The organism is Cernens ardua, from assembly GCF_051251085.1.
Lineage (GTDB): Bacteria > Pseudomonadota > Gammaproteobacteria > Pseudomonadales > Halomonadaceae > Cernens > Cernens ardua.
In genome coordinates this window covers 285723-311505 of sequence record NZ_JBPCZH010000002.1, presented here as the reverse complement: position 1 = coordinate 311505, position 25783 = coordinate 285723, and the positions used below count along the sequence as shown (strand labels likewise).

The window sequence follows — 25783 nt, the reverse complement described above, 5'->3', positions numbered from 1 at the left end:
CCCCGCCATGGGGCCACAATGATCATCGTTGTAATACGAGTGCCGTTCTCACTAAAGGCACCTTGAACAAGCTTTAAATGTCTTCAACCTTGGGTGGCTCAATTTCAAGACGTTGAGCAGCGATAACGGCCTGTGTACGCGAGTGCACACCCAGTTTACGCAAAATGGCCGTCACATGCGCTTTGATGGTCGCTTCAGACACATTCAAGTCATAGGCAATCTGCTTGTTCAGCAGCCCTTCATTCAACATGTTCAATACTCGGAACTGCTGAGGCGTCAGCGACGCAATAGCCTCGGCAAAACGAGCGTCTTCCTCATCTGCTTCACCCAGGGCTTCAGCCAAGCCTGTAGGTAACCAAACTTCACCTTGTAACACAGCACGAACGGCTTCACTGATCGTTTCAAGGGAAGATGATTTGGGAATAAAACCAGAGGCACCGTAATCCAGCGCCCGACGTACCACATGAGGCTCTTCACTCCCGGAAACCACAACGACGGGAATGTCCGGCACCTGTCCACGCAGCTGAATCAACCCCGAATAACCATGAGCGCCCGGCATATGCAGGTCCAGCAGAATAAGATCTGCATCAACATGCTGATGAACGGCGGCCATTGTCGCGTCCATCGTATCGGCCTCAACAATTTCGGCTTTCTCCACAACATTCCCCAGGGCCTGGGTCAACGCTGCACGAAATAGCGGGTGATCGTCTGCGACAATAAACTTTTGCGCCAAGACCATAAAGCTCTCTCCCAACACGCATGAGAATATGGCGATTACGCAGCTCATGCGAAATCGCTGTTGATAACATCATAACGCTATAGTGACGTTTCAAGCGGCATTGATCCAGTTGGAAATACCGACTTATCAATATAAACGCCATGCATATAATTTATAATTTCGCTATATAGCGATACCGGCCTTATACGTTTTATCCGTTAGGCAAAGCCTACGCCAATGATGATGAATCACTCCGACCAAAAGGCCATGCTCACTAACATATAACGTTGGGAACAAAAAACATAGAGCCAGATTTTATTATCAGAATGAGACCACCTTCGGAAACATGGTTCCCACTTTTGCCACGGTAACTCATCTGAAAAAATTCGCCATAGGACTTTACTCGTAAATGAAGATAACGAGCAAGCCCCCCGGTAATACAATATTTCACCTGATAACACTGGTTGATAATCACGAAGCATATTCAGGGTGCAGGTGCATGTTTATAAAAGACCAGTTCTGAGCGACAACGCTTACACACATAGCGTCGCCCTTTTCCAACCATATTATGGCGCCTTGTAGTAAAGGCATGCATGACTAACTGCCCATGCTCATCACGACATTGACACTGATAGAGAAACGGCGATGGACTGGCGCGGGAAACATCCATACGGTGTGTTACATCGGCGGGTATGCCAAAAAGATGCGTCATCATATAACGCCACTCTTTTCCATGGGGAGCAACGCGAGGTGAGATTCCATACTGAACGACCCAGTGCGCTACTTCATGGGGTACCACTTGATTCAGAAAAATCAGAGGGTGCTGTTGCAGCAAAATGATATTGAAGCGCAATCCTTTTCGACCGAAGTGTGCCTGACCGGCACTCTTGCCGCGTAAGTCGAACCACACAGATGGAGAGGGTAACGTCGGAAAGAATGTCTTCGCATGCTGCATACATCGCTCTACCTGCTCTTCAACCGCGTTTTGCAGTAAAGATAAAGAGAGCGACTGGAGATATGAGCTATCCTTTTCTGCATAAGGCGTCAGGAAATTTTGTGTGGAAACGTGCTGATAAGTTGTCATGCTTGATAGAATGGTGCCATCAGGTAGTTAAGTACTGTGAGTTTCCATAGGCTTTGGAACAAAGTCACGGGTTAATTGCCGGAAACCATTTACCTTGCGGGAGACAAAGCCCATGAATGCGCCTTCATCATCGGAAACTCAGGATACACACCAGATTCCACTTGTGGATGATGAGGTACTGGAAATACTCGATGACTTTCTCGAATCGGATCAGGTCGATCCTGAAGCACTGGATCTATATGGGGCCCACGGTTTTCTGGTTGCGTTAGCCATCGCACCCACCAAAACAGAACCCGGCACCTGGATTTCCATTCTCTTTAATGGAGAACCCGAATTCAAGGATGATGCGACACGAGACGAAATTCTGGGCTATTTGGAACAATTGCATAATAACGCCGTTCAAGCCTTTGAGCGAGGATTGCTTCCAGAGCTGCCCTTCGACCCTGAAGTTGAAGATGAGCTAATGGAGAGCCCGGTGTGCCTCTGGTGTGCAGGCTTTATGGAAGCTGTTTTTCTGGATGAAAACGCCTGGTTTGGCACCAAAGAAGAACAGGCCGCACAGTTATTACTTCCATTCATGGCGCTTTCTTGCTTGTTTTCGGATGAAGACCCCGACCTGGAGGCATTGGCCAATTCCCCTAAAAAAGCAACCGAAATGGCTAACCAATTACCTGAGCTATGCCTTGATCTCTATCTTCTTTACCGTGCTCCAGAGGAAAAAAAGGGACCTTCCAATGCAAAAAAAGGGGGCACTCGTAAAGGGACGCGTCGTGGCGGAAATCGCTGAGGGCAAAGCTTTCCTCAACATGATATCGCGCCCTCATGTTAAGGCTCACACTATCACGAACAGCCTTTCACTCGTGAATGTATTGACGAAAGAATGTCGATGAATAGCGTGTCCATAAGCAATATCTAAAGCCCATCATGATTTAAGCAGCAGAAGTAGACTTTGCTGCCTACTTGAAATGACTTCTGAAAAAGTATAACTAACAAGGAATAGCTACTCCAAAGTAGTAGCAAGGGACAAACAAGGGATAATGATGAACAAGAAACTCTCACTCATCATGATTGCGTTGGGGCCATGGTCCTACCACAGTTATGCAAGCACTGTCAGTACTGAACTCGCCCCTCATTCGGCGAGTCAGCAGCGAAAAATACCGGTGGCACCCGCGGATCGATCACCACAGGTCCTGTCACCCATCGAGGTTACTGCAACACGATTGGAGCGCCCTCTATTGACCACGCCGGGTGCTGTGAGTGTTCTTAATGCGCAACAAATCCATGAAGCAGGCCCCGGGATTCAACCTGACGAAGCACTGCGTCAAATACCCGGCGTGTTCCTGATGAATGATCAAAACTATGCGCAAGGACCAAAGATTTCGATGCGGGGCTTCGGTGCACGAAGTGCATTCGGGATCCGTGGGATTACCATCAATATCGATGGCATTCCCTATACCATGCCTGATGGTCAGTCCCAGATCGACGCTCTGGATCTGAATGATGTTGATAGTGTTCAGGTGCTACGTGGCCCGGCTTCTGTCCTTTACGGAAATGCCGCGGGGGGTGTTATCAATTACACGACTGCAGATGGGAGTGAAAGAAATGCCGGCGGCCACATTAGCATGACGGGTGGAAGCTATGGACTGCGTCAATTTCATGTGAGCCATTCGGGCGTAAACGGAAAGTGGAATCACAGTATAGGTTTTACTTCATTGAAGCAGGATGGTTACCGTAATCACTCTGAAGTGAAGCGCTATTTGTTCAATGGTAAGGTCGGATATCAACTCACGAACAATCAGTCATTGACGCTTATTGGCAATGTGATGGAATCGCCGAGAGCGGAAGATCCGGGTGGCTTGACATTGGCTCAGGTGAAAGCCCACCGCCGCCAGTCCAACTTTAATTCAGTGCCATTGGATGCCCGTTCCAAAACATCCCAGCAAATCGTCGGTTTGCATTATGAAGATACTGACCTCGGAGGGGGCCAACTCAACGCAACAACATGGTTCGGTCGCCGTAAGTATTATCAGGTACTCCCCTTCCCCTCAAAAGTAACGGGCTCCGGTAATGTGCCCGAATTTGTGCGCCATGAGTTTGGTGGACGTGCTACCTACGCCAATGATCTTCATCTTGTCAGCCTGCCAGTGCATTACATCGTGGGAACAGATGTTTCCCGGATGGAAGACAACCGCCACCGCTATGCAAAATTCTATGGCTGGCCTCACTGGAAACGAATTCCCCGCAATGGCGATCAGGAACAAAACGGTACAGATGCCGGTGTATTTGCTGAAGCAGATATAAAACTCGCGCCACGTTGGACGCTCACCAGCGGCGTCCGTTATGACAATGTCCACCTCACCATTCATGACAGGCAAAACTCGGCCAACTCCGGAGGGCGCCGCTTCAATCAGTGGAGCTACTCCAACGGCATCACATGGCAATATCTGCAGCATCATGCAGCTTATGCCACTATCGGTACCGCCTTCCAGACACCGACCTTCACCGAGTTTGCTCGCCCAGATGGTAACGCTGGCTTCAACTCTACGATCAAGCCCCAGCGTGCTACCAATTATGAGCTCGGTATGCGTGGCGACTTCCCCTCAACGCAAACACATTACCAGGTGGATGTATACACAATCCGCTCGAAACATGAATTGGTCGGTTATAATAATGCCTTTGAGCAGACCTACTATCAAAATGCGGGGCGGACACGGCGTACAGGCCTGGAACTAGGGGTGGGTACCTACCTGGGCGCAGGCTTTAGTGCGGATACCGATTATTCATACATGCGTGCACGTTTCAGTGATAACCTTGCCGGAACGACAATTCAGCGCCATAACCGCTTGCCCGGCCTGCCCCAGCGCGTGTGGTCCACTCGTCTGAACTGGCAACATGATAATCTGAGACTTACGGCAGAAAATCAGTATCTCAGTGACATGTATGCTGACAACGCCAATACCGTCAAAATAAAATCCAGCTCGGTCTATAACCTGCGTGGAAGTTATGTCTTCAAACTACCGCATGAACAGGCATTAACGCTTTCAGCCGGGCTTGATAACATCTTCAATCACCATTATTACTCCAATATCCGGGTGAACGATGCCAACAGCCGCTATTACGAACCAGCGCCTTTGCGCACATTCTACGCCAGCGTGGCTTTTGGTTTTTGAATGAGAAAAATGCCGCTTGATACGCGGTTTGATATATAAAATAGTACTGATCTAAATGCGCCTCATTGAATGGATATCATATCTGTTGGATGGGGCATTTTTTATTCTGTATCACAGGGAATATTCCACCCTTCCAACACACCGGTTGGGGTAAGGACCGCTATTTGAATCACTGGTTGCGTTGGGGATAAGGGGGCATTAACTCTTAATAAAATAAAACACCCCGCCACTCGATATCTCTCAAGTGGCGGGGTGCGGGATTCACCTCCAGGTGAATCAATCTTTCAGCATAACGAGAGATCAATTAGGACGATTTGATCTCTCGTAACGTTATAAGCATTACTTATGAACGATGTGTCAGGCTGGAAAGATGGGATTTTGCAGATTTCTCGGCTTTGGAAGCAGATTTACGAGCGTGGTGTGCTGCAGAAGAGCTACGATGCTTCAGACGAGACGTTTCTTTCTTTGCGTGCTTTTCAGTAGAACGAGCGTGGCTTTTTGCGCTCTTTTCGGTAGAACGTGCATGGCTTTTTGCACTTTTTTCAGTGGAGCGTGCGTGGCTCTTTGCACGTTCTTCAGTGCGATGAGCACGATGAGAAGCGCTGGATTTGGCTCCGGAAGCGGAAGTCGTGCAATAGCCGCCTTTGTGGTGAGAGTTAGTGCCGCCTACCAGATGAGTGCCTGCAGGGCAGGCCATCGCTGCAGAAGATCCAAAGGCAAGTGCAATAGCTGCTGCGCATACGATGCGTTTCATAATGACGCTCCATGATTTTAATAATGAAAGTTCCAAGGACGCTCAATTTAACATTTAATTTAAGAAGTGAATATATGGCATTATTCAATATAATGGAGAGGCAATTTATATAGCACGCGAAAAAACATTAAAACACTTTATAATCAAAAAGTTACAGCCGTAATGTAACAATAGGAAAGCCTCGCATTACGCCATATGCACGTTATATTCATATTTGGTAATGCCAATATGTGGTCAGCTCAAACAACTTCGATCCGCTTGATCGAATCATAAATCATGATTCATGAAAATACATATTAAACGCGTGAGAGCGCACGATGAACATAAAGATCGTAGCGGCTGTTTTTCTCTTCGATAATATGATTGGGTGCCCTTCCTCCGATGGGAGGTGCGCCTTTAGGCCGCTTGACTACGACACGATGTGTCGCTACATCCAATGCGGCTTCCAATAACAAGTGGGCATCATCATCTGCGCCCGCCAGATCCCGAAATATACGCATCTCTTTCTTGACCAGTGCACTCTTCGTCCGGTGGGGAAACATTGGATCAAGATGAATCACTTCCGGGGGAACAGGGCTACTGGCAACAAGCGTTGCCATATCCGTCACTGCATTCCCCTGACGAAGTACCATTCGTGCTGCAATATCGGCCGTTTCCTCATCCACTTGAGCACGTTTCAAGCCATCTGCCAACAGCGCCGCAATAACAGGTACTCGTTCGATCATCAATACTTCGGCACCCAATGTTGCCAAAACAAAGGCATCTCGACCTAATCCAGCCGTCGCATCAATGATATTGGGAACGATACCTGGTTTGAAACCACACGCCTTTGCGATTAATTGCCCTTTGCCACCCCCAAATTTACGTCGATGGAGCGCCCTGCCTGAAACAAAATCCACTCGTAAGGGTGATCCCATACCGGCATCATCCGACATCAGCACCAATCCTTCGGGTGTCTCCTCAAGGTGGTAGGGCGCTTTTACAGACATAGTATGGGAAGCAGGCATGGGATCAGCCTAGCGGGTCACGGGTGGACCGAGAGGCCACGTTGTTACGCAGATAGACAGGCTGGACCTCTTCAGGAGGACGGGCCTCCCCTGCAAAATAACGTTGCGCGGCCAACAGGGAGATGTAGTACGCATCTGGCTCAGCGGTCGGATTTACCGATACGATGCGCTCACGGGCAGTATGGGGAAAGTCAGCAAGGTAATTCAAACCGGCCCCTATCCCCCTGTATTCCCCCTCTGGGAGAATCAGCGTATCAGGTTTGAGGACACGTTCTTCATCCAACGGCTCTGGTGTTATCCATCCATTCACGGCCTTGACCCGATACGGGGCAACGTACAGCTCACCCATTCGGGCATCCAGTGCCGCCAATACCTGTAGACCATCAACTGCGGGATGATGCTGCCGGAGTTCTTCAGCCCCCTGCAATGCTAACGCTTCCAATGTCGAAACACCCAACAGGGGCTTGTTAGCCCCCATCGCCAGCCCTTGTACGATTCCCGAAGCAACCCTAATACCTGTGAAGGAACCGGGGCCGTGCCCATAGGCAAAGGCATCTACCTCCTTAAGCCTGCAACCGGCTTCATTCAGGACTTCATCCACCATGGGCAGCAGCTTTTGGGTATGCTGCCGTGGCACCAACGCCCAACGGTGCACCATGGAGATCTGCCCTTCCGGAGTACCCGACCATAGCGCTACCGAACATGCCTGCGAGGAAGCATCCAAAGCAAGAATATGCGTGAGGCTCATACAGCGATTAGCCTTCCAGCGCTTCTACAAGTTGAGCACGAATGGCATCCAGTGCTCCTACCCCATTGACGTGGATATAGTTGGGTGCAAGCTCAGGCGCCTCTTTTGACCATTGCTTGTAGTACCCAACCAATGGCTCGGTTTGCTCATGGTACTGCTCGAGACGTTTACGAATGGTGTCCGGCTTGTCATCGTCGCGTTGGATCAGAGCTTCACCACTTTCGTTGTCGATGCCTTCTTCGCGTGGAGGATTATAGACAACGTGATAAACGCGACCCGAGTCAGGATGCACGCGACGACCGGAAAGGCGTTTCACGATCTCTTCATCAGGGACGTCAATTTCGACGACATGATCAATGCGAACACCTGCCTGTTTTAACGCATCAGCCTGAGGAATGGTTCTGGGGAATCCATCCAGAAGGAAGCCATTGTGAGCATCCGGTTGGCGAATACGTTCCTCTACCAGCGCCACAATCAGATCATCGGAGACCAATTTACCCTCTTTCATGACCTGCTCTACCTGACGGCCAAGCTCGCTCCCTTCCTTGATAGCTGCACGAAGCATGTCGCCTGTGGAAATCTGGGGAATGGAAAAGCGCTCACAGATGAATTTGGCCTGCGTACCTTTACCGGCACCGGGGGCGCCCAACAAAATCAAACGCATCGCTCTGCGCTCCTTGATCAACTGATTGGTATGAATAGTGAAAGCACATAGTATAACGTTTTCAACGAACTTCTGGCAGTCACAGTCAATTAATTTCGCTTGTACATCTGCATCGAATTCATGACACGCGCGCCATTGGCAATTAAATAAAACAGTGCGTCTGCTTTGGCAATAAATAAAGGCCTGACCGCCCCCAGTAATACGCCACACTCCGTATAGCGGCATGCAACTAAAACACCCCCCACTCACCTTGTATATAACAAGATGAATGGAGGGTGTGATCACTCTATGGCTGGTTAGGCAGCCCCTATAGTGGCGAGAGTGGCGAGCGTATTACAGCGTCAAACGACGAATATCACTCAGCAGCGTTGCAAGATACGCCGTGAATCGAGCTGCATCCGCACCATTCAAGGCACGGTGATCATACGAGAGGCTCAACGGCATCATCAGGCGAGGCTTGAACTCGGAACCATTCCAGACCGGTTTCATTTGCGACCGTGAAATGCCCAGAATAGCCACTTCAGGTGCATTAACGATTGGCGTAAAGGCGGTACCTCCGATGGACCCCAGGCTTGAGATGGTAAAACATCCCCCCTGCATTTCTTCACGCTTCAGCTTCTTGGACTGCGCCCGTTTGGCAAGATCAGCAAATTCGATAGCAATCTCGATCACGCTCTTCTTGTCGGCATCACGCAGCACCGGCACCATCAAACCATCGGGAGTATCAACGGCAATACCGATATTGACGTACTTCTTCCAGATCAGTTTGTCACCCTCAGGGTGTAGTGACACATTGAACTGCGGGAATTTTTTCAACGCATAAGCCACCGCCTTGATCATGAAAGGAAGCGGCGTCAGCTTCGCTCCTTCACGGAAAGCTTCTTCCTTGACAGAACGACGGAATGCTTCCATCTCAGTCACATCGGCTTCATCAAACTGCGTCACATGTGGCACATTCAGCCAGCTACGATGCAGATTGGTTGCCCCCGCCTTGAGCAAACGGCCCATGGGCTTCTCTTCAATTTCACCGAATTGAGAGAAATCGACAGCCGGGATCGGCGGAATACCCGCCCCCGTTGCACCAGAAGCAGCCGAACCCGCCGTTGACTGACCACTCTGTGCGGTTTTCAATGCCTGCTTGACGTATGACTGAATATCTTCTTTCAGAACACGTCCGCGAGGGCCGGTAGGTGTGACTTTCGTCAGATCAACGCCAAGTTCACGTCCCAATAGGCGAGCAGCTGGGCCGGCATGCACACTGGAACGTGTGCTGCGTTGCTCTTCACTCAATGACTCGGTACTGGGCTCGAATCCATCACGTGCAGCACGCTGCTGGGCAGAAGCATCCGAGGACTGACGGGCTGACGCAGCAGTAGAAGCATTTTGCGTTTCAGAGACAGGCGTTGCTTGCGGCTGTGCTTTCGACTCGGCCGGTGCGCTCGTCGTGACTTCGATCGTACCAATCAAATCGCCTTGCTTGAGTGAATCCCCTTCCTTCACAGCGACAGAAACCACTTTGCCTGCATATGGACTGGGAATATCCATGGAGGCCTTGTCAGATTCCAGTGTGAGCAAGGTGGCTTCTTCTTCCAGTGAGTCCCCTTCGCTGACTGCTACCTCGATCACAGGTACTGCATCGTCACTGCCAATATCAGGGACACGAAGCTCCCTGGTTTCTGTTCCCGAGGCCTTTCCGCTGGAAGATGCCTGTGCGGATGTGGTTGGAGCTTCAGAGACAGCACCTGCCGCAGTTTCAGATGAAGACGACGGACTTTCTCCAGCCGGTTGCGAATCAACTGCTGAAGACGTTTCATCGCCTGCAACTTTCATACGACCAATCACGTCCCCAGTGGAAACCTTGTCCCCTTCCTTGACGGTAATGGCCGTGATATGCCCCTGAACAGGACTGGGGATATCCATGGAGGCCTTATCGGACTCCAAAGTGATCAGCGTATCCTCAGCATCGATATCCGCTCCAGCAGAAACCGCGACTTCAATTACCTCAGCCGCCTCATCGCCGATATCAGGGACAACAATATCAATCTCGCTGCTCGTGGAAGCCGATTTGGATGTAGGCTGAGTTGTCGCAGATGTTTCTGCCTGTGTGGGCTCTTCCCTGGAGGAAGCCTCGGAAGCAGCAGTAGTAGATTCATCACGCTGTTCGCTACTTTCACTGGCATCAGTTTCCAGTTCGACAATGCTGTCACCTGTGGATACCTTATCCCCTTCGGCAACCAGCAAACGCTTGACCTTGCCACCCTTGGGAGCAGGAATGTCCATGGAGGCCTTGTCGGACTCAAGGGTAATAAGGGTATCTTCCGCGGATACCTCATCGCCTTCTTTTACCGAGACTTCAATAATTTCGACTGCCTCGTCGGACCCGATATCGGGTACCTTGATGATTTCGCTGCTCAACTTAGCGCTCCTCTCATCAGCTCATACTCTCGCTGAATGGGTCATTAACCTTGTATGCAAATCGCATACGTGTGAAACAACCATGACTCACCCTGACAGTTTCACACGTGAATGCTCCTGATATGCGTCGTGGATATGCACAGGGCATGTATTTGAATCGAACCGCTCCTACATGCACCTCATATCGACTACTTATACATACAGAGGGTCAGGTTTGCTGGGGTCGATACCGTACTTGTCAATCGCTTCCTTCACAACACGACGCTCAAGTTTACCCTGATCAGCCAGTGCCTTGAGTGCCATGATCACGACAAAATAGCGATTGACTTCAAAGAAATGACGGAGTTTTTCACGTGTATCAGAACGACCGAAGCCATCAGTGCCCAATACGTGATAGTCGGCCGGTACCCATGCCCGTACAGAATCGGCATAAAGCTTCATGTAATCGGTACTGGCGATGACCGGGCCTTCTCGCCCTTCCAGACACTGCGTTACCCAGGGCTTGGCAGGCTCTTCTTCAACATTAAGGAATGCCTGACGATCCAACGCCAAAGCCTCACGACGTAATTCATTGAAGCTGGTCACACTCCAGATATCAGCGGCCACATTGAAATCATTATGTAACAGCTCTGCCGCCGCTTCCACTTCACGCAAAATGGTACCCGAGCCCAGCAGCTGAACACGTGGAGCGTCATTATCTGTAGCCTCATTCAGCAGGTACATTCCCCGAATAATGCCCTCTTCACTCCCTTCTGGAATTTCAGGATGAACATAGTTTTCGTTCATCAGTGTCAGGTAGTAGAAGCAGTTTTCCTTGTCCTGATACATCCGCTTGAGGCCATCACGTACAATAACAGCCACTTCATGCGCATAAGTCGGATCATAGGCACGGCAGTTGGGAATTGTACTGGCCAGCACAAGACTATGACCGTCCTGATGCTGCAGACCCTCGCCATTCAATGTCGTACGCCCAGCGGTGCCGCCCAACAGGAAGCCCCGTGCCTGCATATCACCCGCTGCCCAGGCGAGATCCCCAATACGCTGGAAACCGAACATGGAGTAGTAGATGTAGAATGGCAGGAGTGGCTCACCGTAATTGGAATAGGCTGTCGAAGCCGCGATCCACGACGACATGGCGCCCGCTTCGTTGATCCCTTCCTGAAGAATCTGCCCCTGACGGTCTTCACGGTAATACATGATCTGACCGGCGTCTTCAGGTTCGTACTTCTGCCCTTCATTGGCATAGATACCGACCTGACGGAATAGCCCTTCCATCCCGAACGTACGTGACTCATCTGGCACGATGGGGACAACGCGTTTACCCAGCGTTTTATCCTTGAGCAAGCCATGCAGAATACGGACGAACGACATCGTGGTAGAGATTTCACGCTCACCCGTGCCTTTTGTCTGGCTGGCGAAGATCTTGTCATCCAGAGCGGGAATATCCAACGCCTCGAAATCATCCTCGCGCTCAGGCAAATAGCCATTCAGTGCAGCACGACGTTCCTGCAGATAGCGCATCTCGGGTGAGTCAGCCTCGGGACGATAATAAGGCATCCCCTGAGCCAGCTCTTCATCTGTCACAGGGATATCGAAACGATCGCGGAAGCCCTTGAGCGCATCATTGTCCATGGATTTGACCTGGTGCGCTTCCATTTCAGCTTCACCATGCCCGCCACCCATGCCATAACCCTTGACGGTATGCGCAAGAATGACAGTGGGTCGACCATTGGCATTGTGGAAGGCCTCATGATACGCCGCATAAACTTTCTGCGGATCGTGACCGCCACGGTTGAGCTTGTAGATCTCCTCGTCAGAAAGGTTTTCTACCATTTTGAGGGTTTCTTCGCTCTTGCCGAAGAAATGCTCACGGCTATATTTACCGCCCTGCGCCTTGTAACTCTGATATTCACCATCAACAGTGCTATCCATCGTGCGCTGTAGATAGCCTTTCTTGTCCATTTCGAAGAGGCGATCCCATAAACCGCCCCATACCACCTTGATGACGTTCCAGTCGGCACCACGGAACATGCCTTCCAATTCATCCATGATGCGGCCGTTACCACGTACCGGACCATCCAGACGTTGAAGGTTACAGTTGATGACAAAAATCAGGTTATCCAGATTTTCGCGGCGTGCAACGTGAATGGCACCGAGCGTCTCGACCTCATCGCATTCACCATCACCAAGGAACGCCCAGACTTTTCGATCACCTGCCGGTTCAATGCCGCGTGCATCAAGATATTTCATCATGCGCGCCTGATAAATGGCGGTCAGCGGACCAAGCCCCATGGATACGGTGGGGAACTGCCAGTAATCAGGCATCAAATAAGGGTGTGGATAGGAAGAAAGGCCATTGCCGTCCACTTCCTGACGGAAGTTATCAAGCTGTTCTTCTGTCAAGCGACCTTCGAGGTAGGAACGGGAGTAAATGCCCGGTGCAATATGGCCCTGAAAATAGACCATGTCGCCCTTCTGTTCCCCTTTGTTACCGCGGAAGAAGTGATTGAACCCGACTTCATAGAGAGTACAACTGGACATGAAGCTGGCCAGGTGCCCTCCCAACCCCTTGTGCTTGGCATTGGCACGCAATACCTGTGCCACGCTATTCCAGCGCACGGCAGAGCGAATCTTGCGTTGCAGAAAAACGTCCCCCGGCATACGCGCTTCACGATTGACTGGAATCGTGTTGCGATGCGGGGTAATGGGAGAGATCGCAGGGCGCATACCATCACGGCGCAAACGATCGGCAAGACGGCTGAGTAGATAGCGAGCACGCTCATCACCTTCACGATCCATCACTGAAACCAGTGAGTCTAGCCACTCCTGGGTTTCAATTGGATCGATGTCTTCTGTTGCCTCGAAATTCATGGGCGTCTCCGAATGGGAAATTGGATCTAATACCACTGTCACTCGTGGTGAACGCGCAGAAGTGGTTAGCAACCTGCCTATTGTAAAGGCAAGGTTTCTTTACCCTGACTGATGGAGAGCATGCCCGGCCCTGACACCCATCAAGTACGCGTACCGCTATTAGCGGCGTTTTCAATACTGGCTTCCAAGCCTGTTGGAAGCATGAATACACTATTGGCGAAAGGTAGACCCTTCCACCGTATAAATTCGATTGTGTCCGAAATAATCGGCAGGCGCGATACTGGAACGCTCATGCATTCGTCGCTACCGCTACAAACAAGCTATAACCTGACGCCTATGGCTGAACATTTTCTATACGGCTTTCCAGGAAAAGCGCCAAGGATAACCCGCCGCTGTACACAGGAATTATCCCATGAATAGCTACGAATATGCCATCATACGGATGGCGCCATTCGATTCATTGGATTCCAATATAGAAATGTGGCATCACTCTAACGTAGAAAGGGCATAGAACAGAATGTGCGACATTTCAGCAAATTCAACAGCGACATAACAGCAATCGTATGCCAGATAGTATACCGCACACAGTGCGACTACATTGAATCACATCCAGCAATAATTGCGGGGAAAGATACCGTAATCAACCGCTCGCTGCCAGTCTGGCACCTCTCTTTCGACCATGTTTCTAATGAAATAACGCAATAAAATATGCACGATCCCAATGTTTTAGCCCGTGCAACCGATATTCCGCCGCATATTTATACCAGAAACTATCACTCTATTGGCACCTTAGACATTAGTCTCAGCGAGCCAGGTTGCCGGGATCGAAACATGTTACGAAAGAGAATTCTTCGGTCAACATCACCCTATAGAGGCATGGTCATGGTACAAATCAGGAGCAACTGTTGATTCCGTGTACTATAAACGATGAGTACATAACAAATGCTGAGTCACGTAGCATCGGCTAGAGGATGTCAGGGAGGACACCATGCTAAAAATTTGGGGGAGAGCCAATTCAGTCAACGTAAAGAAAGTATTGTGGTGCGCTAGCGAGTTGGGTATCGAGTTTGATCGTATTGATGCGGGTGGTGAATTCGGTGTGGTGAATACTCCTGAATTCAAAGCAAAAAATCCAAATGGACTGATTCCCTGTATTGAAGACGATGGTTTTGTCCTGTGGGAATCCAATAGCATCATTCGCTATCTGGTAGCACGTTACGGTGAACATACCACCCTCTCACCTGCGACACTGGAAGCCCGTGCCAGTGCCGACAAGTGGATGGACTGGGCCAATCAAACGCTAATGCCACACTACAGCACACTCATCAGGCAATGTGTCAGAACACCCAGTTCCGAGCAAAACGCAGCACTTATTCAAACTGCCCGCGAAAAATTTAATCAGGCCATGGTTATCGTTAATGAAGCATTGGCACAAAGCCGCTGGTTCAGTGGCAATGAGTTCGGATTGGGAGATATCCCTGTCGGGACTTATGTAGCCTGTTGGAACCTGATTCCCTCACTCGAACACCCGTCACTTCCTGCATTGGAAGCATGGTTAAGACGGCTTCACGAGCGCCCCTATTTCAAACAGTGGGTCGACGTGCCATTGAGTTGATAGCAAGCATATGCCTGAATTCATAATTTATTGCCAGAAGACTTGGGAAGACATCGACAAGCCGTGTAAACTTGCTTCAAAAGTCCATTAATGACAAGCGATATCATGACTAAAACTCGAATTGGACTCATTTTTGGTGGCAAATCCACTGAACATGAAGTATCCCTGCAATCCGCCCGTAATATTTATGACGCGCTCGACCGTTCCCGGTATGAGATCGTGCTGATTGGTATCGATCGCCATGGTCAGTGGCAGCTATCTGATGCCGCCGATTATCTACAGAATGCAGATGACCCAAGTACCATCGCATTGGTAGACAGCGATCATAAACTGGCATTGGCGCCTGGCCGCCCTGAAGGTGAATGGCTAAGGATACAGGATCATCAAACCGATTTTGCCAATATTGATGTAGCGTTCCCCATCGTCCATGGCGCTACAGGGGAAGATGGCTCATTACAAGGGCTTTTGAAGATACTGGATATCCCTCAGGTAGGCTCAGGGGTATTGGGCTCGGCGGCCTGTATGGACAAGGATATAACCAAACGTCTGTTAAGAGACGCAGGTATCGCGGTAGCGCCCTTCATTACCATCAAAAAATCGTCATTAAAGACACTGGATCTGGATGCTGTTATCGCCGAGCTGGGGCTTCCTCTCTTCGTCAAGCCGGTTAATCAGGGCTCATCGGTTGGGGTAAGTAAAGTCAAAAGCAAGGAAGAGTTGCTCCCCGCCATTCACGACGCGTTCCGCTTTGATCGAAAAGTACTGATTGAAACGGGTATTGATGGGCGCGAGATAGAATGCGCGGTATTGGGGAATGAAACACCAGAAGCCAGCGTATGCGGCGAAGTTATCCTGAGTGATGAATTCTACTCATATGACACAAAATATATCAGTCAAACAGGGGCCAGTGTCGATATTCCTGCCAATATCACCCAACGAGAGTCCGATGCGATCCGCCAAACGGCGCTCAAGGCTTTCAACGTACTGGAATGTCTGGGGCTCGCACGGGTAGATGTTTTCCTGACACCGGAAGGTCAGGTTATTGTCAATGAAATCAACACTCTGCCCGGTTTCACACGGATCAGTATGTATCCGAAGCTCTGGGAAGCGACAGGCCTCTCCTATACCCCATTGCTGACCCGACTCATTGACCTGGCCATTGAAAATCATGCCGTTGAGGGTGAGATGCGCAGCAATGCCAATGATGTAGCGAGTGAATAATTCAACTGACTGACTGTCGTCATATTCTCGAAAGCCCTTGCATTCGTAAAGAGTGCGGGGGCTTTTTTAAAGCAATTATCTACAAATATGATTGCGCATTCAAAGACGCGTTTCTTTTCCTCCATCTGGCAGGACTCATGCCTTTCTCTTTTTGCCACAACCGCCTGAAATGACGCTCATCTCCAAAACCCAGGGCTTCTGCAATCAGGGAAATTGGCATAGTGGTTTCCTTGAGCAACATCGTGGCGCGATCAATTCTAATTTGCCGATAATACTCACCAATGGTCAAACCCGTATGAGCACGAAAACGTCTCGAAAGTTGGCGCGGCCCTAACGCAACTCTTTCTGATAATAGTGACATCGTCCAGCAACGCTCAGGACTCATGGAGATTAGATTTTGAGCAAGATGAACGGCTTTATCGGCATGTTGGCGCCCTGTAAGCCACGAACTTAGCTGGGGAAAATCACTGCTTCTGCGCAACGGCAACACCAGGTCTCTGGCAATCGCAATGGCCAGCTCATTACCGACAACATGCGTTGCCCAATTTAATAGGGTATCAATACCTGTTGATATACCCGCACTGGTAATAATATTACCGTCCGCCACATAAATACTCCCTCGTTTGACATCGATAGTTGGATCGATGTTCTTCAACATTTCAAAGAGGGAATGATGTGTTGTTGCAGAACGTTCTCGCAATAGCCCCGCCAAAGCCAATTGTATTGCACCGGAGCACACAGCCATGCAAGTTCGTGCATTCAAGGCTTTGTTTTCAAGCCAACCTACCACTTCAGGATGAGGGGACTCATTACTATATAATCCTGGCAGCAATAGAAGATCCGTATCATCCAAACTATCAGGTAAAGGCGCTATACCAGAGAGATTCAAGCCTCCCCACCACTCTATTTCAGGGCAAGGACCTATATATTCCACTTGAAAGGGAGGTATTCCGAAAAAGCGTGGATCGCTATCAACAAGACGATTGGCACTCTCCAATACCTGACATGGTCCCACCAGATCCAGCGGAACAATACCGGATTGAACAACCACCTTGACGACGACAGGTCTGGATTGGATCACTCATTGCCTCCATTTATTCAGGCAAGACTCAACGGATGTCACCTCTGCAAAACGACCATCGAGCACAACAGCCGTTCTCGCGATAATTTCCTGAGCAGATAGATCAATTCCTAGTACAGACATATCAAACGTTAGTGTCGCATCCAGTACAAAACTGACGGTAAAGCCGAGATCACTCGCAACGCGTGTGGTTGTCTCACAGCATTGCTCTGTTCGAATGCCACATATGTATAGGTGGTTTATCCCCTTTTCACGAAGCCATGTTTCCAGAACAGTTCCGGTAAAGGCATTGTGGGCATGCTTGTAAATGAGCAGGTCAGCAGCGTCCTCGAATTCTTCCATCGCCACAACGTGTCCTGACACGGGATCAAAAGGCCCATTGCTATTCGGTTCACTATGTAGAATACGTACGAGTGGTATCCCAACATTCCCTGCGGCATCCAACAGAGAACGAAGATTGCGTTTAAACGTAGGAAAGTGATCTGATTGCCAGTATGGCGAGTAGAAAAAGGAACGCTGAACGTCGACGAGCAATAGTGCAGATGAAGATGGATACATGTTGGAATCTCCAGTCAAATTAGAAGTGCTTCCAACTGTATTCGCTTTATACAATCCCTTGGAGGGTGAAAGGAGAGCCAAATCGGATATATCCGGACATGGTCATCGTTGAATAACACGTTTTTTAACGCGCATTCACCCTTGAAAAGAGTTTTCGTTACACCCGCTCCTTCAAAGATGCCACAAAGCGATCACGCTCTACCCGAGGCAGCATGCCGATAGGAATCGTTCTTACCCTACCTTTCTCTTTCAATCTCAAACGAACAGCGCTGCCATTCCGCCCCTTTTCAATTGACTTGATCTCATCATAATCGATGCTTATCAAACGTGGCGCTAATATCATTCCTCCGAAATAGCGAAGGCGTGATTTTTCAAGCCGTAAGACAGGATTACTGCGTTTGCGACGAAGTAAATGAATACCCATGATGAGCGCCCAAATGATCATGAGTATTAGAATTGGTAGCCCATTGGTGAGCGAATGATGTTCCACCGAAAAGTAGATCATCGTGAGAATGGCAGCCACAATGACTATAAAGCCCAATGCGAGTGTATATAGATTACGTTGGGGTTCATTGAAAAATTCATCCCTCAGTCGATGTACATGTCGGGAAGCCGGGGAAGTCGACTGGGAAGAGGTCTGTGGCATGAAAAGGTCTCATTCAGGGATCAAAAACAAAAACGATCAGATTCAGTTACGATATAAGCAGTGATAAAATCAAAAAGCTTGCCCACTGGCTGAGCATGATAAATTGAACGGAGAAACACTGCAAAATCAGGGCTAACACCTACATTTTAAGGTAAAGGTTATCACCAAACGCGACACACGGCGTCATTCACCTGTTTTCGCTCAAAACCGATTCGACATCTCCCATTATAAAATTGTTCCTCCCCATCAAACGATTTAGCTTCTGGAAATTTCACTGCATGACAGCACTTACTCTGGACCCCATTGGCTATGTCGAGGGATGCTATCCTGATAAATTCGGAATTCCACGCCAACCCGGCCTAGCCCCCTCTGCCACGGCCGAGATCGTGCTGGCTCACGAATATGCGCAGGCAGATGCTATCAGGGGAATAGAGGCATATAGCCATTTATGGGTCACATTCCTTTTCCATTTGAGTCCCACCCAGTGGCGCCCTCTCGTCCGCCCTCCCAGGTTGGGCGGTAACCAAAAAGTGGGGGTATTTGCCTCTCGCTCAACGCATCGTCCCAATCGTTTGGGCCAATCCCTCGTCGAACTGATTGGCACTGATACACGCAACGGTGTACGCCTACGGATTCGTGGACATGATTTAGTCAACGGTACACCCGTCATCGATATCAAACCCTACCTACCATGGGCCGAGAGCATACCTGATGCACATTCAGACTGGGCACCCAAGCCACCGCCCCGGCTACCCGTAATCTTTTCAGAAAAAGCGGCCCAACAACTGGCAAGAGATACAAATGCCCTCACCTTAAAAGCCTTGATTGTGGAAGTATTGGCACAGGATCCACGCCCGGCCTATCATCGAACATCAAGTTCTACAGCGAAAACACAAAAGAAGAATGAAGCTGGAGCATGTAAAGCACAGCCAGATGATAGTCACCATCAAGAAAGAATTTACGGCGTACGGCTTGTAGACAAGGACATCCGCTTCAGGGCAATAATGAAAGGCACCACTCTGACGATCGAAGTGGTGGATATAGAGAGCTTTTCATCTCATGAAAAATGAAAAAGGCGCCCTCTGTCCTGGCAGAATTGGGCGCCCTTAAGCTACTTCTATACTCGTCGCAACTCCTCCACATCATGGGATATGGAAGTGTGCTCAGTATCCATGCGTCAGCAAGAAGCAGGAATTAGTCGAACGCAATACCAATTCGGCGACCAACTTCTTCATAAGCTTCGATAACCCCCCCCAACCCCTTGCGGAAACGATCCTTATCCAGCTTTTCACGGGTATTGGCATCCCACAAACGGGCACCATCGGGCGAAAACTCATCGCCCAGATACAACTTGCCATTGAAGACACCAAACTCCAGTTTGTAGTCCACCAGCAAAATACCCGCTTCACCAAACAACTTGGTGAGAACGTCATTCACTTTGAGTGAGATGGCCTTGGCCTCTTCCAACTGTTCTTGAGTACTGTACCCAAGTGTAATCGCAAGCGACTCATTGATCATCGGATCATGCAATTCATCATTTTTCAAAAACAGCTCGAAAGTAGCCGGTGTCAGGGTTTTGCCCTCCTCAACCCCCAAACGTCGGCATAAACTTCCTGCCGCAACGTTGCGTACAACACATTCCACCGGAATCATTTGAAGGCGTTTTACGACTGACTCCTGGCTATTCAGCTCACGCTCAAAATGAACGGGTACGCCCGCATCGCGGAGCCTGGACATGATGAAAGCATTGAATTTGTTATTAACCATGCCCTTGCGCTCAAGCTGCTCAATGCGTTGACCATCGAAGGCACTGGTATCATCACGAAAATGCATGATCAAAAGATCAGAATCATCCGTAGCGAAAATAGACTTCGCCTTGCCCGCATAGAGTTCTTCGCGTTTTTCCATTTCCTGCTTCCCCGGGAAGTGCTGTCTGTAAAAAGTCAGCGGTAAGTAAACAACCTATGAAAATGTTTCTCATCCATACCGAGCCGCTATTGGCTTTGGTGTATATGGTCAAGATGTAAGACGATGGACAAACAATTGGTAATAGTGGCCAACTGAATGACAAAAATACAGATCTAAAAAGGTTTTTCTCGCGGCCGTGGGCTCTAGTCGGCAGTGAGCACTCTTAAAGATTAATCCCTGAGACATTATGCCTGTAAAAGCCGTAAGCGAATCCAGCACCATTGTTGCCAAAATAATCAGTACTCGAACCAGCAACAGCAGACTATAGCTCTCGCGCTTTAGAGCGACTCAATGTATGCCATCCGATTCCCAAAAACTGGTCAGCCACCTGGAAACGTGCGCCATCTGCCTCGAAAAGTGCAGAAAGCGCTTCATGGGCCAACTCGGGACGATTATTCTTTTCGGAAAGGTGAGATGCGATCACCTTCTGAAGTCGATCCGTACCCCATTCCTGCAGTAGCTCGATCGCCTGAGTATTTGCCAAGTGCCCCCAACGCCCACCCACACGCCGCTTCAGGCTGGGGGGATAAGGCCCTTCTGCCAGCATCTGGCGGTCATGATTACACTCAAGAAAAAGACCATCACAATCACCGAAACGCTTTTTCACATGTGACGTGGCATAGCCCAGATCCGTTAGCACCCCCAACACTCGACCCGCGGCTTCAAGCCGATATTGGACAGGCTCGCGCGCATCATGCGGAACTGTGACAGGGTCTATCGTCATATCCCTGATTTCAAAACGCTGCTCAGGATTGATGATCTGCAAACGCTCCAAACCTGCCAGCTTGCTTGCACCGGCTTTCCACGTGCCAGCTGTCAGATACACCGGAAGCTTCAACCGTTTGGCCAGGGTTTTAACACCCCGCAGATGATCACCATGCTCATGGGTGATCAGCAAAGCATCTATTTTTGCCGGATCAACCCCGAGTCGTGCCATTCGTTCAAGAGCATCACGTGCCGCAAAACCACAGTCAATCAGAACCAGTGCTTCGTTACTTTCGACCAGCGTAGCATTACCCTTGCTACCGCTGCCCAATGACGAAAATCGCATTAGTCCGCAGAATCAACATCAGTCGCATTACTATCGGACTGCTCGGAGAGATAACTATTCAATCCGCTGATGCAGGACTCTTTGGTCGTATTGTTCTTCAGGCAGAAAACATCAGTAGAGGATGTATCCGAACCCTGACGCACAGCAATCACGAAATTATTGGTTTCGATCGTGCCCTGCTGTGGCAATGTCGCCTTCACTCCGCCACCGTGCTGTGAAGCATAATCGACCAGATTGGGCCATACATCAGAAGGCGTGTCATTTACTACGAGCCAACGCTGATTATTGGCCTGGCTTATGGATACCCTCGGTTTGAACTGCTGATTCATTCCGGGTGGCTGAGGTGTCACAAAATGACCTTTGGGTGCCACAAAGGGTGCGGCTGCCTGAGGGACTGGCATGGCATCAATGAATTCGGATTGATAACGAGATGCCGGTAACTGTAATGGTTTTTCAAGCCTGGCGTTATAGTATTCGTAGTTACGATCGGAGTAATACTTGGTTCCACCACACCCACTGAGCACAAGAACGGCGATGGCTGGAACAGCAAACAGAGCAGAGCGTTTCAAATTGAACATGGGCACCATTATTGTTTAACTCCGGCGAGCTTCAGAGAGTCTGCGACGGTTGAGTGATGTTGCTCGGAAAGCCAGGTCAGTGGCAAACGAATTCCTGCCTCGGTATACCCCATATGGGCAAGTGCCCATTTTGCCGGAATCGGGTTCGGTTCGATACCCATGGCGTCGTTCAGTGGTGTCAATTGGCGATTGATGGCGCGAGCAACGTCCACGTCGCCCATCGTCGCTGCTACGCTCATGTCATGATAGAGCTTCGGTGCCACGTTGGCGGCAACTGAAATCACCCCATTACCACCGGCCAGCATAAACTCACAGCAGGTCGGGTCGTCACCAGAGTACAAACCGAAATCAGTCCCCTTGAAATGTTCGACCAATGCTTTGGCCCGATCGATATCACCGGTAGCTTCCTTGTATCCGACAATATTCTCAAGCTCGCCCAAACGAAAGACAGTATCGTTGGAGAGATCCACCCCAGTACGCTTGGGCACGTTATAAAGGATGACGGGTAAACCAACTTCAGAGACTGCACGGAAATGCTGATACAACCCTTCCTGTGTAGGACGGTTGTAATAGGGCGTGACCGATAAACAGTAGGATGCCCCGAGGGATTTCGCCTTTTTCGCCAGTTCAACAGCTTCCCAAGTAGCATTCGCACCTGTACCGGCAATGACCGGTATACGACCATCACAGGCTTCCACGATGGCACCAATAACCTTGAAATGTTCATCAAACGTCATCGTGGAAGGCTCACCTGTCGTACCAGCGGCCACGATACCATCAGTGCCATTTTCAAGATGGAAGTCTACCAGGCGGCGCAGCGCATCCCAGTCAATATCGCCGTTTTGCCGCATTGGCGTTATCAAGGCAACCATACTGCCAGTGATCATGTGTTACTCCCTTCTACAAACCTTTATAAGCGCCGTTTGGCATGAACCCGTGTTCATTTACAATCGATCAGGAACCGCTGGACCAAACCCCGACAGGGATTATAATCCATTCGATCATTATCCTGCTTCAGTGGGACTGAAATTCAATGCCTCCAATGTTACTGTTGAGCGTTCTCGCTGTACAGCCACCTTTTAGGTATTGATGCCCTTTCACCCGGTCAAATACCTCTTCATGACGAGATATTTTGCCACAGCCAGCCTTGCGGAGATTCTCATGAGCGTTGAATTAAACCAACCTGCGCCCGATTTTACAGCACTTTCAGCTTCATCTTCAGAGGAAAGTAGCCCCATAAGGATCACCGGTGAGGATGACTTTCATCTTTCCGACCACAAAGGCAAGCAGTTGGTTCTCTATTTTTATCCACGTGACTCTACCCCGGGGTGCACAAACGAAGGCCTGGCATTTGCCAGCTTGTTCGAACAGTTTACTGAAGCCAATACCGTCATTGTCGGTATTTCACGCGACACACTGAAACGCCATGAAAACTTTCGTGAAAAACAGGCGTTTCCTTTTCAACTCATCAGCGATCCGGAAGAAATACTCTGTAAACAATTTGATGTCATCAAGGAGAAAAAACTCTACGGCAAACTTCACCTGGGCATTGAGCGTAGCACTTTTCTGATCGATAAAGATGGCAAACTGGCGCAGGAATGGCGCAAAGTGAAAGTAAAGGGACATGCTGAAGAGGTCTTGGAGGCTACTCGGGCTCTTTCATGATCTTCACGATGAAGAGTCATCAGTTTTGTCCTGAAACAGGCAAGCCGGGCTGAAAATGCCCGGTGAGTATAAGAAGTGTCGTATGTGTTTTGAAACAGCTCATACGCCCTTGCGAAGAACGAAGCGATATTCACCCGCCTCTTCTTCTCTTGAGATGAGTGTATGGTGGCTCAACGCGGCAAAACTGGCAACGTCACCCCATGAGCCACTATCCGTAGCCAGCAGCTCCAAACACTCCCCTTCACTCAGCCCCACAAGGCCTTGCTTGGCCTTCAGTAATGGTAAAGGGCATGATAGCCCTCTTGCATCCACCTGTAGCACGATCTCTGGCGCATCTACCCCTGGCATCAACCGAACTCCCCATCAGTGTCAAAGCTTGGATGTTAAAATTCGGGCATTAAAATACCCACGTCAAAGTAGTTACCGCTACCCTTTGGGCACAATCACTCTTGAGCCCCATATTTTACAGACGCTCCATGATATAGCGACATGCTCAAGGTACAGGTTTCCCTGATTTCATCCTAAATCTTCACACACCCTTCGGCCAATGAATTAAACTGCCTTAATACAAGCAAACACTTGAGGCACAACACAGTTCGAAACCATCAGCCAACGTGAATAATCACCATTCACCTGTCATCATTGCAATCCGCGACGTGGCCAGCCTCATTTGAAAACAATTGTTATATAGTGACAACCCTACAATCCCTAGAAACCAAGTAATGAATATATTGCGTACGCCTGAAGTCGGAGCCTCTATGGAGTTTGTTTTAAGCGGGAAGTATTCAACCGTTTATTATGATCGTGGACGAAAGGTCTACATCAAGACCTTTTCACCCAAGCGTTTTGACCGTTTGAGGTACTTTTTACATATCCGCCCCTATCCCGGGAAAAATTTTGCGCTGGTGGCACATCAGCTCACCGAACAGGGTATCCGTGTCCCCGAAATACTCATCGCTGAAAATTATTATCTGGAAACCCGTGATATCGAGGGGAGCCAACTACGAGAGTTACTCCCTGATCACCCCGAATTGCAGGAAAAATTTGTTGAACTGATCGTCACGCTATTCAGAGCCGGTATTCACTGCCGAGGTCTCAATACCAAGAATTTTATTGTCAGGGATGAAGAACTGTACGCTATTGATCTGGACGCCTATAAAGCGGCAGGGGTCATCAAATTTCCGGAAAGAGAATTTCTTGAAAATCTGAAACGAGCGATCAAGGGACCTGAAGCCTATCTGTATGACCGTATCATCCAGAAACTGGGCATAGAAGACGCACCGTAGAAAAAGGATTGCCTGAAAACAAAAACCCCAGCACTTGGCTGGGGTTTTTAAATCTGGTGGGTCGTGTAGGATTCGAACCTACGACCAATTGGTTAAAAGCCAACTGCTCTACCAACTGAGCTAACGACCCTTGTTAAACCGGCTTTTCGCCGGATGTAGCAGAATAATACTCAAGCTCGAATACTAATATCAAGTATTGGTAAATGAACACGGTTGCTATGGTGGGTCGTGTAGGATTCGAACCTACGACCAATTGGTTAAAAGCCAACTGCTCTACCAACTGAGCTAACGACCCTTAACAATCCGCATTTTCTCTGCTTGAACTTCTATCAATACACCCAGATGAATTTTATCCATATACATGGATAGCTTTCTGTACATCTGGATATATTTCTATAATTACACGAAGAATTCGATATTTCTTCAGCCTGTAATTGATGAGTGGTGGGTCGTGTAGGATTCGAACCTACGACCAATTGGTTAAAAGCCAACTGCTCTACCAACTGAGCTAACGACCCTTACTCAACGGGCGGAAATCATACCCGCACCCTCGCTTTGTTGCAAGTGTTTGATTAAAAAGAGTGGAATAAATTGTTGGCGATGCTCAAAAAAGGCAATATCGCTTTCATTCATCCCTACTCTTTTCAATCTTCAGGCCAACATCTTTGCCCCTACCACTATGA

23 protein-coding genes and 3 tRNA genes are annotated in these 25783 nt (G+C 49.2%); 7 read left to right on the top strand and 19 right to left on the bottom strand.

The window, feature by feature from the left end:
* Positions 1-73: 73 nt before the first annotated feature.
* Positions 74-739 carry a response regulator gene (locus LMG33818_RS05855; RefSeq protein ID WP_442322432.1) on the bottom strand — a complete coding sequence of 222 codons (666 nt, stop codon included), beginning with the start codon at positions 737-739 and terminating at the stop codon, positions 74-76.
* 463 nt (positions 740-1202) lie between these two features.
* Positions 1203-1802 carry a SprT family zinc-dependent metalloprotease gene (locus LMG33818_RS05850; protein WP_442322431.1) on the bottom strand — a complete coding sequence of 200 codons (600 nt, stop codon included), beginning with the start codon at positions 1800-1802 and terminating at the stop codon, positions 1203-1205.
* A 112-nt stretch (positions 1803-1914) separates the two neighbouring features.
* On the opposite strand from LMG33818_RS05850, the gene LMG33818_RS05845 reads away from it, so the two are divergent.
* Both LMG33818_RS05845 and LMG33818_RS05840 read left to right on the top strand, forming a co-directional pair.
* Complete coding sequence (locus LMG33818_RS05845) at positions 1915-2589, top strand: YecA/YgfB family protein (RefSeq protein ID WP_442322430.1); 675 nt, start codon at positions 1915-1917, stop codon at positions 2587-2589.
* Between the two features lie 250 nt (positions 2590-2839).
* Positions 2840-4972: a TonB-dependent receptor family protein gene (locus LMG33818_RS05840; protein WP_442322429.1), complete on the top strand. Its 2133-nt coding sequence runs from the start codon at positions 2840-2842 to the stop codon at positions 4970-4972.
* Between the two features lie 343 nt (positions 4973-5315).
* Here the strand turns inward: LMG33818_RS05840 and LMG33818_RS05835 are convergent, their stop codons facing one another.
* The 6 genes from LMG33818_RS05835 to aceE all read right to left on the bottom strand — a co-directional run bounded on the left by LMG33818_RS05835 (position 5316) and on the right by aceE (position 13431).
* Positions 5316-5726, bottom strand: a complete 411-nt coding sequence (locus LMG33818_RS05835) for a hypothetical protein (protein ID WP_442322428.1) — start codon at positions 5724-5726, stop codon at positions 5316-5318.
* A gap of 296 nt (positions 5727-6022) precedes the next feature.
* The gene (locus LMG33818_RS05830) at positions 6023-6733 is read right to left on the bottom strand and encodes a class I SAM-dependent methyltransferase (protein ID WP_442322427.1); all 711 of its coding nucleotides are present in this window, start codon (positions 6731-6733) and stop codon (positions 6023-6025) included.
* A gap of 4 nt (positions 6734-6737) precedes the next feature.
* Positions 6738-7481, bottom strand: a complete 744-nt coding sequence (tsaB, locus tag LMG33818_RS05825; RefSeq protein WP_442322426.1) for a tRNA (adenosine(37)-N6)-threonylcarbamoyltransferase complex dimerization subunit type 1 TsaB — start codon at positions 7479-7481, stop codon at positions 6738-6740.
* Between the two features lie 7 nt (positions 7482-7488).
* Complete coding sequence (gene adk, locus LMG33818_RS05820) at positions 7489-8145, bottom strand: adenylate kinase (RefSeq protein WP_442322425.1); 657 nt, start codon at positions 8143-8145, stop codon at positions 7489-7491.
* 333 nt (positions 8146-8478) lie between these two features.
* Complete coding sequence (aceF, locus tag LMG33818_RS05815) at positions 8479-10560, bottom strand: dihydrolipoyllysine-residue acetyltransferase (protein ID WP_442322424.1); 2082 nt, start codon at positions 10558-10560, stop codon at positions 8479-8481.
* A gap of 192 nt (positions 10561-10752) precedes the next feature.
* Entirely contained in the window at positions 10753-13431 is a 2679-nt protein-coding gene (gene aceE / locus LMG33818_RS05810; protein ID WP_442322423.1) for a pyruvate dehydrogenase (acetyl-transferring), homodimeric type, read from the bottom strand.
* 988 nt (positions 13432-14419) lie between these two features.
* Between aceE and LMG33818_RS05805 the strand changes: the two genes are divergently transcribed.
* Complete coding sequence (locus LMG33818_RS05805; protein WP_442322422.1) at positions 14420-15046, top strand: glutathione S-transferase family protein; 627 nt, start codon at positions 14420-14422, stop codon at positions 15044-15046.
* 105 nt (positions 15047-15151) lie between these two features.
* Positions 15152-16267: a D-alanine--D-alanine ligase gene (ddlA, locus tag LMG33818_RS05800; RefSeq protein ID WP_442322421.1), complete on the top strand. Its 1116-nt coding sequence runs from the start codon at positions 15152-15154 to the stop codon at positions 16265-16267.
* Positions 16268-16346: 79 nt separating this feature from the next.
* On the opposite strand, the gene LMG33818_RS05795 is transcribed toward ddlA, so the two are convergent.
* From LMG33818_RS05795 to LMG33818_RS05785, 3 genes are all read right to left on the bottom strand, one after another.
* On the bottom strand, positions 16347-17348 hold the full coding sequence (locus LMG33818_RS05795) for a GlxA family transcriptional regulator (RefSeq protein WP_442322420.1): 1002 nt from the start codon (positions 17346-17348) through the stop codon (positions 16347-16349).
* On the bottom strand, positions 17349-17906 hold the full coding sequence (locus LMG33818_RS05790; RefSeq protein ID WP_442322419.1) for a cysteine hydrolase family protein: 558 nt from the start codon (positions 17904-17906) through the stop codon (positions 17349-17351). It lies immediately after the preceding gene.
* A 157-nt stretch (positions 17907-18063) separates the two neighbouring features.
* Positions 18064-18552 carry a hypothetical protein gene (locus LMG33818_RS05785; protein ID WP_442322418.1) on the bottom strand — a complete coding sequence of 163 codons (489 nt, stop codon included), beginning with the start codon at positions 18550-18552 and terminating at the stop codon, positions 18064-18066.
* Positions 18553-18830: 278 nt separating this feature from the next.
* Between LMG33818_RS05785 and tsaA the strand changes: the two genes are divergently transcribed.
* Positions 18831-19622 carry a tRNA (N6-threonylcarbamoyladenosine(37)-N6)-methyltransferase TrmO gene (gene tsaA / locus LMG33818_RS05780; protein ID WP_442322417.1) on the top strand — a complete coding sequence of 264 codons (792 nt, stop codon included), beginning with the start codon at positions 18831-18833 and terminating at the stop codon, positions 19620-19622.
* A gap of 124 nt (positions 19623-19746) precedes the next feature.
* Here the strand turns inward: tsaA and purC are convergent, their stop codons facing one another.
* The 4 genes from purC to dapA all read right to left on the bottom strand — a co-directional run bounded on the left by purC (position 19747) and on the right by dapA (position 23036).
* The gene (gene purC, locus LMG33818_RS05775) at positions 19747-20460 is read right to left on the bottom strand and encodes a phosphoribosylaminoimidazolesuccinocarboxamide synthase (RefSeq protein ID WP_442322416.1); all 714 of its coding nucleotides are present in this window, start codon (positions 20458-20460) and stop codon (positions 19747-19749) included.
* A gap of 322 nt (positions 20461-20782) precedes the next feature.
* Positions 20783-21571, bottom strand: a complete 789-nt coding sequence (locus LMG33818_RS05770; RefSeq protein ID WP_442322415.1) for an MBL fold metallo-hydrolase — start codon at positions 21569-21571, stop codon at positions 20783-20785.
* Entirely contained in the window at positions 21571-22158 is a 588-nt protein-coding gene (locus tag LMG33818_RS05765) for a hypothetical protein (RefSeq protein WP_442322414.1), read from the bottom strand. The genes LMG33818_RS05770 and LMG33818_RS05765 overlap by 1 nt, the downstream gene beginning before the upstream one ends.
* On the bottom strand, positions 22158-23036 hold the full coding sequence (gene dapA / locus LMG33818_RS05760) for a 4-hydroxy-tetrahydrodipicolinate synthase (protein WP_442322413.1): 879 nt from the start codon (positions 23034-23036) through the stop codon (positions 22158-22160). Before dapA ends, LMG33818_RS05765 begins: the two co-directional genes overlap by 1 nt.
* Before the next feature lie 274 nt (positions 23037-23310).
* On the opposite strand from dapA, the gene LMG33818_RS05755 reads away from it, so the two are divergent.
* Entirely contained in the window at positions 23311-23814 is a 504-nt protein-coding gene (locus LMG33818_RS05755; RefSeq protein WP_442322412.1) for a peroxiredoxin, read from the top strand.
* A gap of 99 nt (positions 23815-23913) precedes the next feature.
* Here LMG33818_RS05755 and LMG33818_RS05750 read toward each other — a convergent pair whose 3' ends face one another.
* The gene (locus tag LMG33818_RS05750; protein ID WP_442322411.1) at positions 23914-24162 is read right to left on the bottom strand and encodes a sulfurtransferase TusA family protein; all 249 of its coding nucleotides are present in this window, start codon (positions 24160-24162) and stop codon (positions 23914-23916) included.
* Positions 24163-24536: 374 nt separating this feature from the next.
* Here LMG33818_RS05750 and LMG33818_RS05745 point away from each other — a divergent pair, with 374 nt between their 5' ends.
* Positions 24537-25100, top strand: coding sequence for a BUD32 family EKC/KEOPS complex subunit (locus tag LMG33818_RS05745; protein ID WP_442322410.1), 564 nt, complete (start codon positions 24537-24539; stop codon positions 25098-25100).
* Positions 25101-25154: 54 nt separating this feature from the next.
* Here LMG33818_RS05745 and LMG33818_RS05740 read toward each other — a convergent pair.
* From LMG33818_RS05740 to LMG33818_RS05730, 3 genes are all read right to left on the bottom strand, one after another.
* A tRNA-Lys gene (locus LMG33818_RS05740) sits at positions 25155-25230 on the bottom strand.
* Between the two features lie 89 nt (positions 25231-25319).
* A tRNA-Lys gene (locus LMG33818_RS05735) sits at positions 25320-25395 on the bottom strand.
* A 147-nt stretch (positions 25396-25542) separates the two neighbouring features.
* Positions 25543-25618: transfer RNA gene (locus LMG33818_RS05730), tRNA-Lys, on the bottom strand.
* Between the last annotated feature and the right edge of the window lie 165 nt (positions 25619-25783).